Below are 14,148 nucleotides of genomic sequence, written 5' to 3'. Positions count from 1 at the left end.
GTTTCGCATGCCGCTTTCCACCAGTTCCAACTTCGCACGCCCCGACGACGCCTTCCGCGCCATCGTCGAGGCGCATCGCGGGCTCACCGAGGAGCAGAGCGCCGATCTCGATTCGGCGCTGGTGCTGATCCTCGCCAACCATATCGGCGATATCGACGTGCTGCAGGAGGCGATCGGGCTGGCGAAGCGCCGCATGATCGACGGTCAGCAGCAACAACAGCAACAGCAATAGACCTGTAAGGACGAATTGATGGCGAAGAACTTCGCATCCACCGGCGATCTCTCCGAGAAGAAGATCACCTTCTCCGAGATCGGTACGGACCTCTATGCCTTCACCGCCGAGGGCGATCCGAACACCGCCGTCATCGTCGGCGACGACAGCTGCCTCGTGTTCGACGCACAGGCGACGCCCGCGATGGCGAACAAGGTGATCGAGCGCGTGCGTGCCGTCACCGACAAGCCGATCAAATATGTCGTACTGTCGCACTATCACGCCGTGCGCGTGCTTGGCGCCTCGGCCTACAAGGCGCAAGGCATCGTCGCCTCGCAGGAGACCTATCGGCTGATCGAGGAGCGCGGCAAGCAGGACTGGGATTCCGAATACGGCCGCTTCCCGCGGCTGTTCCAGGATGCGCAGAGCATCCCCGGCCTGACCTGGCCGACGCTGACCTTCGAAGGCGAGATGACGATTTACCTCGGCAAGCGCGAGGTTCGCCTGATGCAGCTGGGGGCCGGCCACACCTCCGGCGACATCGTCGCCTGGGTGCCGGACGCGGAGGTGATGTTCTCCGGCGACCTGATCGAATATCACTCGGCCTGTTATTGCGGCGATGCGCATTTGCGCGAATGGCCGATGACGTTGAACGAGATCCGCAACTTCAATCCCAAGGCGATCGCGCCGGGCCGCGGCGATGCGCTGAAGGGCACAGCCACGGTGCGCGAGGCCATCGCGATGACGCGCGACTTCGTCACCTCGCTCTATGGCGCGGCCGAAATCTCGGTCGCCAAGGGCCGCACGCTGAAGGAATCGATGGCTGCGACCCGCGAGGTGATGGATCCGAAATTTTCCAGCTTCGCCATCTACGAGCACTGCCTGCCGTTCAACGTGTCGCGCGCCTATGACGAGGCGTCGGGGATCGACGACCCCGTGATCTGGACCGACAAGCGCGATCAGGAAATGTGGGCTGCCTTGCAAGGAGGAGGATAGTCATGAACATCAATACCTCGCCTGACCAGATCATCCGCAGCTCGGCCCAGGTGACGCCCGGCTACATGTCCGGCTTCGGCAACTCTTTCGAGACCGAGGCGCTGCCGGGCGCGCTGCCGATCGGGCGCAACTCGCCGCAGCGCTGCGCCTACGGGCTCTATGCCGAGCAGCTCTCGGGCTCGCCTTTCACCGCGCCGCGCGGCGCCAATGAGCGCTCCTGGCTGTACCGCATCCGGCCTTCGGTGAAGCATTCCGGCCGGTTCGAGAAGGTCGATGCCGGCCTGTGGCGCTCGGCACCGTGCCATGAATACGAGCTGCCGATCGCGCAGCTGCGCTGGGATCCGACGCCGCTCCCCAAGGAGGATGTCACCTTCGTTGAGGGCGTGCAGACCATGACGACGGCGGGTGACGTGAACACCCAGGCCGGCATGGCCGCGCATGTCTACCTCATCACCAAATCGATGGTGGATCAGCATTTCTACAATGCCGACGGCGAGCTGATGTTCGTGCTCCAGCAGGGCGTCTTGCGCCTCGTCACGGAGTTCGGCCGCATCGACGCCGAGCCCGGCGAGATCGTGGTGATCCCGCGCGGAGTCAAGTTCCGGGTCGAGATTCCGAATGGCCCGGCGCGCGGCTATCTCTGCGAAAATTACGGCGGTGCCTTCACCCTGCCGGAGCGCGGTCCGATCGGTGCCAACTGCCTCGCGAACGCGCGCGACTTCCTCACGCCGGTCGCGAACTACGAGGACAAGGACACGCCGACCGAACTGTTCGTGAAGTGGGGCGGTTCGCTGTTCAAGACCACGCTGCCGCATTCGCCGATCGACGTCGTCGCCTGGCACGGCAATTATGCGCCGTACAAATATGATCTGCGCACCTTCTCTCCCGTCGGCGCGATCGGCTTCGATCATCCCGACCCGTCGATCTTCACGGTGCTGACCTCGCCGTCGGAGACCGCGGGCACCGCGAACATCGATTTCGTGATCTTCCCCGAGCGCTGGATGGTCGCCGAGAACACCTTCCGTCCGCCCTGGTACCACATGAACATCATGAGCGAGTTCATGGGACTGATCTACGGCGTCTACGACGCCAAGCCGCAGGGCTTCGTCCCCGGCGGCATGAGCCTGCACAATTGCATGCTGCCGCACGGCCCGGACCGCGACGCTTTCGAGCATGCCAGCAATGGCGAATTGAAGCCGGTGAAGCTGACGGGCACCATGGCCTTCATGTTCGAGACCCGCTACCCGCAGCGCGTCACCGCGCATGCTGCGAAATCCTCGACGCTCCAGGACGACTATGCCGATTGCTGGAACGGACTGGAGAAGCGGTTCGATCCGAGCCGGCCGTAGTTACTTCGTCATTCCGGGATGCGCCGAAGGCGCAGGCCCGGAATCCATACTCACGATCGTGGTTATGGATTCCGGGCTCGCGCTCCGCGCGCCCCGGAATGACGGCGAAGAAACTGTAAAAAAACATCCGGCAGGAAGCCAATGCCCCACCCCAACGACCCCAGCCTCCGCTCCTTCATCGACGTCGATCCCGCCTCCGACTTCCCGATCCAGAACCTGCCCTATGGCGTGTTCTCGGCGAATGGATTGGCGCCGCGCGTCGGTGTCGCCATCGGCGCCTACATTCTCGATCTCTGGGAGCTCGAGCAGGATGGCCGCCTCGATGTCGGGCAGCCGGGGATCTTTGCGGCAGGCAGCCTGAACCCGTTCATGTCGTTAGGCCCAAAAGTGTGGTCGACGACCCGCGCGCGGATCAGCGAACTCCTGCGGCACGACAATCCCGAATTGCGCGACAATGACGAGTTGCGCAAGCTGGCCCTGGTTCCCATGTCGGCTGCCAAACTGCATCTGCCCTTCACCGTCTCCGGCTACACCGACTTCTATTCCTCGAAAGAGCACGCCACCAATGTCGGCGTGATGTTCCGCGGCAAGGACAACGCGCTGCAGCCAAACTGGCTGCATATGCCCATCGCTTACAACGGCCGGGCCTCGACCGTGGTCGTGTCAGGCACCAAGGTGAAGCGCCCGCGCGGGCAGCTGAAGCCGCCGAATGTGGAGCTGCCGAGCTTTGCGCCGTGCAAGCGGCTCGATTTCGAGCTGGAGATGGGCGTCGTCATCGGCCAGCCATCGCCGATGGGCGGCATGCTCAACGAGGGCCAAGCCGAAGACATGATCTTCGGCTTCGTGTTGCTCAACGACTGGAGCGCGCGCGACATCCAGCAATGGGAATATGTGCCGCTCGGGCCGTTTCTCGCCAAGGCGTTTGCGACCTCGATCAGCCCCTGGGTGGTGACGCGCGAGGCGCTGGAGCCGTTCCGGCTGAAGGGGCCGGAGCAGGAGCCGGTGCCGCTCGACTATCTCAAGCAGACGAAGCCGCAGAACTATGATGTCGAGCTGGATGTGTCCTTGCGCGCTGCGGGCGCCAATGCACCCGCCAGCATCAGTCGCACCAATTTCAAGTACATGTACTGGTCCTCGGTGCAGCAGCTCATGCACCACGCTTCCAGCGGCTGCGCCATGAATGTCGGCGATCTCCTAGGCAGCGGCACCATCTCCGGCCCCGAGAAGGACCAGCGCGGCAGTCTTCTGGAGATCAGCTGGAATGGCACCGAGCCGGTCGACCTGCCTGGCGGCGCCAAGCGCTCGTTCCTGGAAGACGGCGACAGCCTCGTCATGCGCGGCTGGTGCCAGGGCAATGGCTATCGCGTCGGCTTCGGCGAGGTCGAGGGGACGATTCTGCCGGCGGAGTAGGGTCACCGTCATTCCGGGGCGATGCGAAGCATCGAACTACGGTGCGCAATTGCGCACCTGAGAATCTCGAGGTTCCGGGTTCGCGCTTTGCGCGCCCCGGAACGACGGCCCCGTAACTACCGCCTCTCCGGCGGCACGTCCTTGATCCTCGCGCAATGCGCCGCGACATCCTCCACGCTGTACTTCAAATGCACCCGCTTGTCGGACGGCGCCTGCTTGCTCGTGCACACGCCGGGGCGCCACTCCTGCGCCGGCCTGATCGGGCGCGGGGCAAAGCCGCCGCCGCAATTCGGGCAGACGTTGAACAGCTTCGCCTCGACGCAATCCGCGCAGAATGTGCATTCATAGGAGCAGATCCGCGCGTCCGTTGCGTTTGGCGGCAGGTCGCGGTCGCAAAATTCGCAGTTCGGCCGAAGCTGGAGGGCCATGTCGAAGCTCCGCACGTGGAGCCGGATCATCGCAGATCGCGCGCTCCGCGCGAATGCCATAGTTCCCTCGATTTCAGCCGGCTCTGATTTCCTTGAGCGGCAGCCGTGAGCTTTCCTTGAGCCTGTCGAGCACGATCGAGGAGCGCACATGCGCCACGCTCTGGTGCGGCATCAAGACGTCGTTGACGAGGTTGGAGAGGCCCTTGAGGTCGCGCAGCACGGCTTTCAACACATAGTCGGCGTCGCCCGTGAGCGAATACGCTTCCTGGATCTCGTCGATCCGGTTCACCAGCGCGCGAAAACGCTTGGAGTTATCCGGCGAATGCGTGGCCAACGTCACCTGGATGAAGGCGATCACGCCGAAGCCGAGCGCCTCGCTGGAGAGGTCGGCATGATAGCCCGCGATCACCTTCTCCTCCTCCAGCCGCATCCGCCGGCGCGAGCATTGCGAGGCGGAGAGGCCAGCGAGCTCGGCGAGCTCCTGGTTGGTGAGGCGGCCGTCGTCCTGGAGTGCGCCCAGGATCTTGAGGTCGAAGGCGTCCACGGGAATCATGCGTCAATCGTCCATTTCTTGCACAAAGCGTGCATAGGGTAGCGAAATCGCGTCCCGTTTGCACGCCCCTTGCGCATGCTATGAAGGATAGTTCCTCCCGGCAGCAAATTGGGAGAACAGCATGGGTCCGTTTCCGCACGATGCACCGCCGGCCACGATCAGCGCCGACAATCCGATGGGCACCGACGGGTTCGAGTTCGTCGAATATGCGCATCCCAATCCGGAAGAGCTGCACGCGCTGTTCAAGCTGATGGGCTATGCGCCCGTCGCGCGCCACAGGACCAAGAAGATCACGGTCTACCGCCAGGGCGACATCAACTATCTCGTCAACGAGCAGCCCGGAACCCACGGCTACGAGTTCGTCGCCGCACATGGCCCCTGCGCGCCGTCGATGGCCTTTCGCATCGTCGACGCGAAGGCGGCCTATGACCGCGCGATTTCGCTCGGCGCCGAACCTGCCGATGTGCCATCGGCGCAGAAAACGCTCGATGTCCCCGCGATCAAGGGGATCGGAGGCAGCCTGCTTTATCTCGTCGACCGCTACGGCGCCAACGGCTCGGCCTATGATGCCGAGTTCGAATGGCTCGGCGCACGCGATCCACGGCCGGTCGGCGCCGGCCTGTTCTATCTCGACCATCTCACCCACAACGTTCATCGCGGCCGCATGGACGTCTGGGCCGGCTTCTATGAGAAGCTGTTCAACTTCCGCCAGATCCGTTTCTTCGACATCGAGGGCCGCGCCTCCGGCCTGTTCTCGCGCGCGCTGACGAGCCCGGACGGCAAGATCAGGATTCCGATCAACGAGGACGCCGGCGAGTCTGGCCAGATCGAGGAATATCTCAAGACCTATCGCGGCGAGGGCATCCAGCACATCGCCTGCGGCTGCCGCGACATCTACCGCACCATCGAAGGCCTGCGTGAGGCCGGCCTGCCCTTCATGCCGTCGCCGCCCGACACCTATTTCGAGAAGATCGATGCGCGCCTGCCCAAGCATGGGGAAGACGTCGTGCGGCTCCGGAAGAACGGCATCCTGATCGATGGCGAGGGCGTCGTCGAGGGCGGCCAGACCAAGGTGCTGCTGCAGATCTTCTCCGCCAACGCGATCGGCCCGATCTTCTTCGAGTTCATCCAGCGCAAGGGCGACGACGGCTTCGGCGAGGGCAATTTCAAGGCCCTGTTCGAATCGATCGAGGAGGATCAGATCCGGCGCGGCGTGTTGAAGGTGGATAGCGCGGCGTAGGTCGCGCGGCGCGTGCGGGCACAGCTGCCGCGTCACAACAGCTGTCGTCCCCGCCTAGTGCGCAATTGCGCACGGGGGCGGGGACCCATAATCACAGGGAGGAGTTGTCGCGCGAAGTGAAAACTCCGAGCCGTCGCCAAACCACTCCCTGGGGTTATGGGTCCCGGGCTCGCGCTTCGCGCGCCCCGGGACGACAGCGGAAATTGAAGTAGGAGGGTGGGCAAAGCGACTTGTCCGCCGTAGCTCGAAGAGCGAAGGCGGAAGCGTGCCCACCACCTCTATGGGAATTGCGGAGTGATGGTGGGCACGGCGCGTCGCGCCTTTGCCCACCCTACAGGTCTGTGCGCTGGGCTACTTCGCCGCCTTCCACGCCTGCATCACCGCGGCGATCTCCGCCGGCTCCGGCTCCCGCACCGTCGAGGGCGTGCGCGAGAAGCGCGGTGCCGGCCCCGGCTGCTTGATGCCGTGACGCTCCACGAAGACCTTTCGCGCGACCATGTGCGGATGCTTTGTCGCCTCCGACATGGTCAGCACCGGCGCGAAGCAGATGTCGGTGCCTTCCATGATCTTGCACCAGTCCTCACGCGTCTTGCTCTTGAACACCGTCTTGAGCTTCTCCTTCAGCGCGGGCCAGGCCTTGGGATCCATCTGCGCGTCGAAATCGGCGTCGCTGAGCCCGGCGTGCTCGCGCAGCAGCGCATAGAATTGCGGCTCGATCGAGCCGATCGAGACGAAATGGCCACAGGCGCATTCATAGACGCCGTAGAAATGCGCGCCGCCATCGAGGAAGTTCTGGTTACGCCCCTCGGACCAGCGTCCCATCGCGGTCATGTCGAAGAAGAACGACATCAGCGATGCCGCGCCGTCACACATGGCGGCATCGACGACCTGGCCTTTACCGGACTTCTGCGCCTCCAGGAGCGCCGCGAGCACGCCGACGACGAGATAAAGTGCGCCGCCCCCGAAATCGCCGACCAGATTGAGCGGCGGCACTGGCGCCTCCTTCGTGCCGATCGCGGCAAGCGCACCGGTGATGGAGATGTAGTTGATGTCATGCCCCGCAGAGTTGGCGAGCGGGCCTTCCTGGCCCCAGCCGGTCATGCGGCCATAGACCAGCTTGGGGTTGCGCGCGAGGACCAATTCGGGCCCGAGCCCGAGCCGCTCCATCACGCCGGGACGGAAGCCCTCGACCAGCGCATCGGCGCTGGCAAGCAGGTCGAGCACCTGTGCAATCGCGGCCTTGTCCTTGAGGTCGAGCTCGATCACCTTGCGGCCGCGGCCGGCGACGGATTTCATGCTTTTCTTCGCACCGACGCGATCGAGCGTGACGACGTCGGCGCCCATGTCGGCCAGCATCATGCAGGCGAACGGACCAGGTCCGATGCCGGCGAATTCGACGATGCGAAAGCCCGAGAGCGGGCCGGAGGCGCGGACGGATGAGGTGGGGGCTGATTTATCGAGCACGTTGTTGTTTCCTCGGGTCGCGGGCAGGTGCCGGTGATCCGGCAAACGCCTCACGTTGCTCTTGGGGGCGAGTTAATCGGCTGATTAACTTTTCTCGCCTTCCCGCCAGCGAGGCAAGCGGTTTTCATGCCGCATGGCCAAATAAAAACGGCGCGCACCGAAGTGCGCGCCGCGGAAAATTTGCGTAGAGGCGCTATCAGCGCGCAGCGGCGACCGCGCGCTGGGCCATCACCTTGACGAGATTGGCGCGGTACTCCGCCGTGCCGTGGATATCGGCCAGCAGTCCGCTCGCCGAAATCGTCACGTTGTCGATCGCCGAGGGCGACCAGTTCGCCTTCAGCGCGGCCTCGATCGCAGGCACCCGCATCACGCCGCTTTGCGAGGCACCGGTGGCGGCCACCCGAACCTCGCCCGACTTGGTCTGCGCGACGAACACGCCGGTCAGCGCAAAGCGCGAGGCCGGATGCCGCATCTTTTCGTAGCCTGCCTTCGCCGGCACCGGGAATGACACGGCGGTGATGATCTCGCCGTCTTCGAGCGCCGTGGTGAACAGGCCCTTGAAGAAGTCATCCGCCGAGATCGACCGCTTGTTGGTCTTCACGGTGGCGCCGAGCGCGAGCAGAGCGGCCGGGAAATCCGCGGCAGGATCGTTGTTCGCAATCGAGCCGCCGATCGTGCCGCGGTAGCGCACCGCGGGATCGCCGAGCACCGAGGTGAGATAGGCGATCGCGGGGATCGCCTTCTTCACATCGGCATTCTGCATGATGTCGTAATAGGTCGTGGCGGCCTTGATGGTCAGTACGTCGCCCGATAGTTCGACACCCTGCAACTCCTTGATCTTGCCGAGGTCGATGACGTCCGACGGTGCGGCGAGCCGCTGCTTCATGACCGGCAGCAGCGTCTGGCCGCCGGCAAGGAACTTCGCCTCGCTGCTCTTGCCGAACAGGCTGACGGCTTCGTCGACCGAGGAGGCGCGATGATAGGTGGTCTGGTACATCTTCGTTCCTCCCTCTTAAGCCGCGTGGACCGTGCGCCACACCCGATCAGGGGTTGCGGGCATTTCCAGATTGTTCTTGCCGATCGCGTCCGTGATCGCGTTGATCACGGCCGCTGACGCCCCGATCGCGCCGGCCTCACCGCAGCCCTTGATGCCGAGCGGATTGCCCGGACACAACGTCGTGGTGTGGGAAAGGTTGAACGAGGGCAAATCGTCGGCGCGCGGCATGGCATAGTCCATGAACGAGGCCGTGACCGGCTGGCCGTTGGCATCGTAGATCGCGTGCTCGAGCAGCGCCTGACCGATCCCTTGCGCGAGACCGCCATGGACCTGGCCCTCGACGATCATCGGATTGATCAGCCGGCCGAAATCGTCGGCCGCGACGAAGTTGACGAAGGAGGTCTTGCCGGTGCCGGGATCGACCTCGAGCTCGCAGATATAGGCGCCGGCCGGGAAGGTGAAGTTGGTCGGGTCGTAGAAGGCGCTCTCCTTCAGGCCCGGCTCCATCCCGTCAGGCAGATTGTGTGCGGTGTAGGCCGCGAGCGCGACCATCGGCAGGGCGATCGCCTTGTCGGTGCCGGTCACCTTGAACTCGCCGTTCTCGATGACGATGTCGGCTTCCGAGGCTTCCAGCGCATGCGCCGCGATCTTCTTGGCCTTGGATTCCATCTTCTCCATGGCCTTCAGGATCGCAGTGAGGCCGACGGCCGCGGAGCGCGAGCCGTAGGTGCCCATGCCGAACTGCACCTTGTCGGTGTCGCCATGGACGATCGAGACCTGGCTGATCGGAATGCCCAGCCGTTCCGCGACGAGCTGGCAGAAGGTGGTCTCGTGACCCTGGCCGTGGCTGTGCGATCCCGTGAGGATCTCGATGGTGCCGACCGGGTTGACGCGCACCTCGGCCGATTCCCACAGGCCGACGCCGGCGCCCAGGCTGCCGACCGCCTTCGACGGCGCGATGCCGCAGGCCTCGATGTAGCAGGACACGCCGATGCCGCGCAGCTTGCCGTCGGCCTTCGCCTTGGCCTTGCGGGCGGGGAAGCCGGCATAGTCGATCGCCTTCATCGCGGCATCGAGCGAAGCGTTGAAGTCGCCGGTGTCGTAAGCCATGATCACCGGCGTCTGGTGCGGGAACTGGGTGATGAAGTTGCTCCGGCGCAGCTCCGCCGGGTCCACCTTCAACTGTCGCGCCGCCGTCTCCATCAGCCGCTCGATCAGATAGCTCGCCTCAGGGCGGCCCGCGCCGCGATAGGCGTCGACCGGCGTGGTGTTGGTGTAGACGCCGATCACCTCGGCATGGATCGCCGGGATGTTGTACTGGCCCGACAGCAGGGTCGCGTAGAGGTAGGTCGGCACCGAGGACGAGAACAGCGACATGTAGGCGCCGAAATTGGCGTAGGTCTTCACCTTCAAGCCGATGATCTTGTTGTTTGCGTCGAACGCCATCTCGGCATGGGTGATGTGGTCGCGGCCATGCGCGTCGGTGAGGAAGGCTTCGGTGCGATCACCCGTCCATTTCACGGGACGCTCGACCTTCTTGGATGCCCACAGCGCCACCATCTCCTCGGGATAGATGAAGATCTTGGAGCCGAAGCCGCCGCCGACGTCGGGGGCGATCACGCGCAGCTTGTGCTCGGGCGCGATGTTGTAGAACGCCGACAGCACGAGGCGGGCGACGTGCGGGTTCTGCGAGGTCGTATATAGAGTGAAGTGCTCCTCAGCCGCGTCGTAATCGGCGATGGCCGCGCGCGGCTCCATCGCGTTCGGGGCGAGACGATTGTTGGTGACGTCGAGCTTCACCACATTGGCAGCCTTGGCAAAGGCGGCATCGGTGGCACCCTCGTCGCCGATGACCCAGTCATAGACCTGGTTGCCGGGCGCTTCGGGATGAAGCTGGGGCGCGCCGGCCTTGATGGCAGCTTGCATGTCGGCGACCGCGGGAAGCTCCTCGTAATCGACGACGACGGCTTCCGCCGCGTCGCGTGCGAGATTCTTGCTCTCGGCGATGACGACGGCGACGGCCTGGCCGACGAAGCGCACCGTCTCGGGCGCCATTGCCGGCCATGCGCCCATCTTCATCGGGCTGCCATCCTTGGAGGTGATGGCCCAGCCGCAGATGAGGTTGCCGACCTTGTCGTCGACGAGCTGCTTGCCGGTGAGCACCGCGACCACGCCCGGCATCTTCAGCGCCGCGGAGGAGTCGATCCCCTTCACCTTGGCGTGCGCGTGCGGGCTACGGACGAAATAGGCATGGGTCATGCCCGTCAGCTTGATGTCGTCGACGTAGCGGCCCTTGCCGGTAATGAAACGCTTGTCTTCCTTGCGCACGACGCGTGCGCCGATGCCTTCAACACCCATGTCTGGTCCTCCCGACCGGAATTTTTGTTGACCCGCGCTTTCCCTCGAAAGCGGGAGTGGTGATTTTCTTGCTTCGCGACGGCCGCTCTACTCGGCCGCCTGCGCGACCTTCATGCGTCCGGCCGCATCCAGCACGGCTTTCACGATGTTGTGGTAGCCGGTGCAGCGGCAGATATTGCCCTCAAGCTCCTGGCGGACGGTGGCTTCGTCGAGCTGGCCACCATGGCGTTGCACGATGTCGATTGCGGACATGATCATGCCCGGCGTGCAATAGCCGCATTGGAGGCCGTGATTGTCGCGGAAGGCAGCCTGCATCGGGTGCAGCTCGTCGCCCTTGGCGATGCCCTCGATCGTGGTGATGCTGGCGCCATCGGCCTGCCCTGCCAGCATCGTGCAGGATTTCACCGCACGGCCATCCATGTGCACGACGCAGGCGCCGCACTGGCTGGTGTCGCAGCCGACATGGGTTCCGGTGAGGTTGAGGTGATCGCGCAGGAGCTGGACCAGCAGCGTGCGGTCCTCGACGTCGACAGCAACGGCCTTGCCGTTCACTGTCAGGTTGACTTTAGACACGGCGTAGTCCTCCCGGGATTGATTTTGATTGCTTCTAATTAGAGACAGCGGCCCGGAACTTTGCAACTAGGATTTTGGTCGCCGGCGTCATTGAAAAGTCATTGATCCAGTTCGACGCGCGAGGATTTGGGAGGCGGAGCAGCCGGGCTGGCGTGGGATGCCAGCAATCATCTCGATCCAGATCGGCCTTTGGCCGACGCGGCGAGCATCGTGCGGGCCTGCCAAATTTACCGCCCCTTATCGATTCTGCCTTAGTTTTGCGCATCCAGGTCGGGGGCGGGGCGCCTCCGGATCGCGGCTGAATTACAAATGGGGGTGGGAATGTCCGGGCGTATCGCGTCGCCGTCTAAGCGTACACTGTTTCCGGCCCTCAGGTTCCGTGCAAAGATCATTCTCGGCTTCGCCGCCGTGCTGGTGATTTCCGCCGGCAGCATGGCTTTCTCCTATTTCGGCTTCGAGCGGGTCGCCTCCGGGGTCGGGTCGTACCGTAGCAGCGTTTCCGAGGCCGATCTCGCCCGCAACATCGATCGCGAGCTGCTCGCCTATCGTTCGGCCGCCCGTTATTTCGTGGTGACCGGCAAGGAAGACGACGCCAAGGCGGCGCTGGATGCTGAAGGCAGCCTGAAGAACGCCATCGACCAGGCGGTGAAGGGCGCCAAGACGCCGGCGCGGCAGGAGAGCCTCGACAAGCTCGCCAAGGAGTTCTCCAACTTCTCCGCGACCTTCGCAAAGGTGCTCAAGGCCAAGCGCGACAGTGCGCTGCTGGTGCAGAACCAGCTCAGCCGCAACGCCAATCTCTTGAAATACAAGCTGGACGATATCGGCAACAACGCCTCCGACTCCGAAGCGCAGGCGATCGAGTTCGGCACGAAGCAGGTCAACGCCCAGTTCCAGACGGCGAGTGCGGCGGCGACCAATTTCGTGCTGACCTCCGACCAGGCGATCGCCACCAGCGCGCTGGCGCGGCTGAAATTCGTCGAGAACTCGCTCGGTGCGATCTATTCCATGGACGACAAGGTCGTCGCCGGCCTGAAGGATGCCAAGGCTCTGCTCGGCGCCTATCGCGAAGCGCTGGAGAAGCTGATCGCCAATGCCAGGCTGGTCGATGAGCTCGTCACCGAGATGAACGGCTCCGCCGGTGCGATCCTGCAAGGAGCGACCACCATGAAGGCCGACCTCCTCGCCGAGCAGCAGCGGCTGGATTCGGAGTCGGAGGCGACCATCGGGCGGACCGAGCAGCTGGTGCTGATGCTGGCCGTTGGCGGCACGCTGCTCGGCGCGGTCCTTGCTTTTCTGCTTGGTACCGGCATCTCGCGTCCGATGATCGCGATGTGCAAGGCGATGCGCGAGCTCGCGTCGGGCAATTTCGACGTGGTGCTGCCGGGCCTCGGCCGCAAGGACGAGATCGGCGAGATGGCCGGCGCGGTCGAGGAGTTCAAGGTTCAGGCGGTGGCCAAGGCCGAGCGTGACGCCGCCGCCAGCGAGGTCCAGAACCGGGAGCAGGCCGCGAGCCGCCGTGCCGAGCTGATCCGCTTTGCCGATGATTTCGAGAGCGCGGTCGGCGCCATCGTCTCCAACGTCTCGGCCTCGGCCGTGCAGCTGGAATCGGCGGCCTCGACGCTGACCCGCACCGCCGAGACCACGCAGAGCCTGTCGAGCCAGGTCGCCGGCGTCTCCGAGCAAGCATCCAGCAACATGCAGTCGGTCGCGACCGCGACGGAAGAGCTCTCGGCCTCGGTCGAGGAGATCGGCCGCCAGGTCCGCGATTCCAGCCGCATTGCGGAGGCTGCCGTGGTGCAGGCCAAGGAGACTGACGGCCGCATCGGCAAGCTGTCGCATGCCGCCCAGCAGATCGGCGAGGTGGTCAAGCTGATCACGGCGATCGCCGAGCAGACCAACCTTCTCGCGCTCAACGCCACCATCGAGGCGGCCCGCGCGGGTGAAGCCGGCCGCGGCTTTGCGGTGGTTGCGAGCGAAGTGAAATCGCTGGCGAGCCAGACGGCGAAGGCGACGGACGAGATCTCCTCGCACATCGCGGGCATGCAGGGGGCCACCGCCGAATCGGTCGCCGCGATCAAGGAGATCGGCGCGACCATCGGCCAGATCTCGTCGATCTCGACGTCGATCGCGAGCGCGGTCGAGCAGCAGGGCGCCGCCACCCAGGAGATCGCCCGCAGCGTCCAGACGGTCGCGCAGGGCACGCAGACGGCCGCCACCGATATCGGCGAGGTCAACCGCGGCGCCGCCGAGACCGGCTCGGCCTCGGAAGAGGTGCTGAATTCGGCCAAGACCCTGTCGAGCGAAAGCACCCGCCTGCGCGCCGAGCTCGACCGCTTCATGGCGAACATCCGGGCGGCGTAGGTTCGCGGCCTCCGAGGTCGCGCCGCGGCCTCACACTCCGCCGTCGTCCCGGACAAGCGCGCCCCCAGGCGCGCGCTTGTCCGGGATGACAGCGGAGATTGGCGCGGCAATCGATTTGTAACGGCGCCAGAAAGCCTGCCTTAACGATTCCCTGGGTCACCTAACCGCCAGTTGCGGCGCCACAAATTTACCACAGCTTATCCTTTGC

Annotated in this window: 12 protein-coding genes; 6 read left to right on the top strand and 6 right to left on the bottom strand. The window is 64.5% G+C overall.

Going from position 1 to position 14,148, the window contains the following annotated elements:
* Nucleotides 1-7 precede the first annotated feature (7 nt).
* The 4 genes from ABIA42_RS31735 (at nucleotide 8) to fahA (ending at nucleotide 3,966) form a co-directional block, all read left to right on the top strand.
* The gene (locus tag ABIA42_RS31735) at nucleotides 8-232 is read left to right on the top strand and encodes a DUF2783 domain-containing protein (RefSeq protein WP_271527677.1); all 225 of its coding nucleotides are present in this window, start codon (nucleotides 8-10) and stop codon (nucleotides 230-232) included.
* Nucleotides 233-250: 18 nt separating this feature from the next.
* Entirely contained in the window at nucleotides 251-1,207 is a 957-nt protein-coding gene (locus ABIA42_RS31730; protein WP_370117740.1) for an MBL fold metallo-hydrolase, read from the top strand.
* A gap of 2 nt (nucleotides 1,208-1,209) precedes the next feature.
* Nucleotides 1,210-2,556, top strand: a complete 1,347-nt coding sequence (gene hmgA / locus ABIA42_RS31725) for a homogentisate 1,2-dioxygenase (protein WP_271527679.1) — start codon at nucleotides 1,210-1,212, stop codon at nucleotides 2,554-2,556.
* A gap of 141 nt (nucleotides 2,557-2,697) precedes the next feature.
* Nucleotides 2,698-3,966 carry a fumarylacetoacetase gene (gene fahA, locus ABIA42_RS31720; RefSeq protein WP_271527680.1) on the top strand — a complete coding sequence of 423 codons (1,269 nt, stop codon included), beginning with the start codon at nucleotides 2,698-2,700 and terminating at the stop codon, nucleotides 3,964-3,966.
* A 116-nt stretch (nucleotides 3,967-4,082) separates the two neighbouring features.
* On the opposite strand, the gene ABIA42_RS31715 is transcribed toward fahA, so the two are convergent.
* Nucleotides 4,083-4,394 (bottom strand): DUF1272 domain-containing protein, encoded by a 312-nt coding sequence (locus tag ABIA42_RS31715; protein ID WP_370117744.1) that lies wholly within the window; start codon nucleotides 4,392-4,394, stop codon nucleotides 4,083-4,085.
* A 73-nt stretch (nucleotides 4,395-4,467) separates the two neighbouring features.
* Complete coding sequence (locus ABIA42_RS31710; protein ID WP_319336138.1) at nucleotides 4,468-4,947, bottom strand: Lrp/AsnC family transcriptional regulator; 480 nt, start codon at nucleotides 4,945-4,947, stop codon at nucleotides 4,468-4,470.
* Nucleotides 4,948-5,068: 121 nt separating this feature from the next.
* Between ABIA42_RS31710 and hppD the strand changes: the two genes are divergently transcribed.
* Nucleotides 5,069-6,187: a 4-hydroxyphenylpyruvate dioxygenase gene (gene hppD / locus ABIA42_RS31705; protein WP_370117746.1), complete on the top strand. Its 1,119-nt coding sequence runs from the start codon at nucleotides 5,069-5,071 to the stop codon at nucleotides 6,185-6,187.
* Between the two features lie 351 nt (nucleotides 6,188-6,538).
* On the opposite strand, the gene ABIA42_RS31700 is transcribed toward hppD, so the two are convergent.
* The 4 genes from ABIA42_RS31700 to ABIA42_RS31685 form a co-directional block, all read right to left on the bottom strand.
* A complete protein-coding gene (locus tag ABIA42_RS31700; RefSeq protein WP_370117749.1) occupies nucleotides 6,539-7,651 on the bottom strand; it encodes a CaiB/BaiF CoA transferase family protein in 1,113 nt (370 codons plus the stop codon).
* Nucleotides 7,652-7,847: 196 nt separating this feature from the next.
* Nucleotides 7,848-8,648, bottom strand: a complete 801-nt coding sequence (locus ABIA42_RS31695) for a xanthine dehydrogenase family protein subunit M (RefSeq protein WP_370117752.1) — start codon at nucleotides 8,646-8,648, stop codon at nucleotides 7,848-7,850.
* Nucleotides 8,649-8,663: 15 nt separating this feature from the next.
* The gene (locus ABIA42_RS31690; RefSeq protein WP_028181082.1) at nucleotides 8,664-11,006 is read right to left on the bottom strand and encodes a xanthine dehydrogenase family protein molybdopterin-binding subunit; all 2,343 of its coding nucleotides are present in this window, start codon (nucleotides 11,004-11,006) and stop codon (nucleotides 8,664-8,666) included.
* Between the two features lie 87 nt (nucleotides 11,007-11,093).
* Nucleotides 11,094-11,579: a (2Fe-2S)-binding protein gene (locus ABIA42_RS31685; protein ID WP_028181083.1), complete on the bottom strand. Its 486-nt coding sequence runs from the start codon at nucleotides 11,577-11,579 to the stop codon at nucleotides 11,094-11,096.
* A 321-nt stretch (nucleotides 11,580-11,900) separates the two neighbouring features.
* Between ABIA42_RS31685 and ABIA42_RS31680 the strand changes: the two genes are divergently transcribed.
* Nucleotides 11,901-13,940: a methyl-accepting chemotaxis protein gene (locus ABIA42_RS31680; protein ID WP_370117755.1), complete on the top strand. Its 2,040-nt coding sequence runs from the start codon at nucleotides 11,901-11,903 to the stop codon at nucleotides 13,938-13,940.
* The last annotated feature ends 208 nt before the right edge of the window (nucleotides 13,941-14,148 follow it).

The organism is Bradyrhizobium sp. USDA 327 (assembly GCF_041262065.1).
In the GTDB taxonomy this organism is placed as follows: domain Bacteria; phylum Pseudomonadota; class Alphaproteobacteria; order Rhizobiales; family Xanthobacteraceae; genus Bradyrhizobium; species Bradyrhizobium liaoningense.
The sequence above is the reverse complement of the archived record's forward strand: the minus strand, read 5'-3'. Positions and strand labels throughout refer to the sequence as shown.

Coding starts and splice junctions, on each gene's coding strand:
- ABIA42_RS31710 (WP_319336138.1), bottom strand. CDS start 4,947: ATGATTCCCGTGGACGCCTTCGACCTCAAGATCCTGGGCGCACTCCAG.
- hppD (WP_370117746.1), top strand. CDS start 5,069: ATGGGTCCGTTTCCGCACGATGCACCGCCGGCCACGATCAGCGCCGAC.
- ABIA42_RS31715 (WP_370117744.1), bottom strand. CDS start 4,394: ATGGCCCTCCAGCTTCGGCCGAACTGCGAATTTTGCGACCGCGACCTG.
- ABIA42_RS31695 (WP_370117752.1), bottom strand. CDS start 8,648: ATGTACCAGACCACCTATCATCGCGCCTCCTCGGTCGACGAAGCCGTC.
- ABIA42_RS31690 (WP_028181082.1), bottom strand. CDS start 11,006: ATGGGTGTTGAAGGCATCGGCGCACGCGTCGTGCGCAAGGAAGACAAG.
- ABIA42_RS31735 (WP_271527677.1), top strand. CDS start 8: ATGCCGCTTTCCACCAGTTCCAACTTCGCACGCCCCGACGACGCCTTC.
- ABIA42_RS31680 (WP_370117755.1), top strand. CDS start 11,901: ATGTCCGGGCGTATCGCGTCGCCGTCTAAGCGTACACTGTTTCCGGCC.
- fahA (WP_271527680.1), top strand. CDS start 2,698: ATGCCCCACCCCAACGACCCCAGCCTCCGCTCCTTCATCGACGTCGAT.
- hmgA (WP_271527679.1), top strand. CDS start 1,210: ATGAACATCAATACCTCGCCTGACCAGATCATCCGCAGCTCGGCCCAG.
- ABIA42_RS31730 (WP_370117740.1), top strand. CDS start 251: ATGGCGAAGAACTTCGCATCCACCGGCGATCTCTCCGAGAAGAAGATC.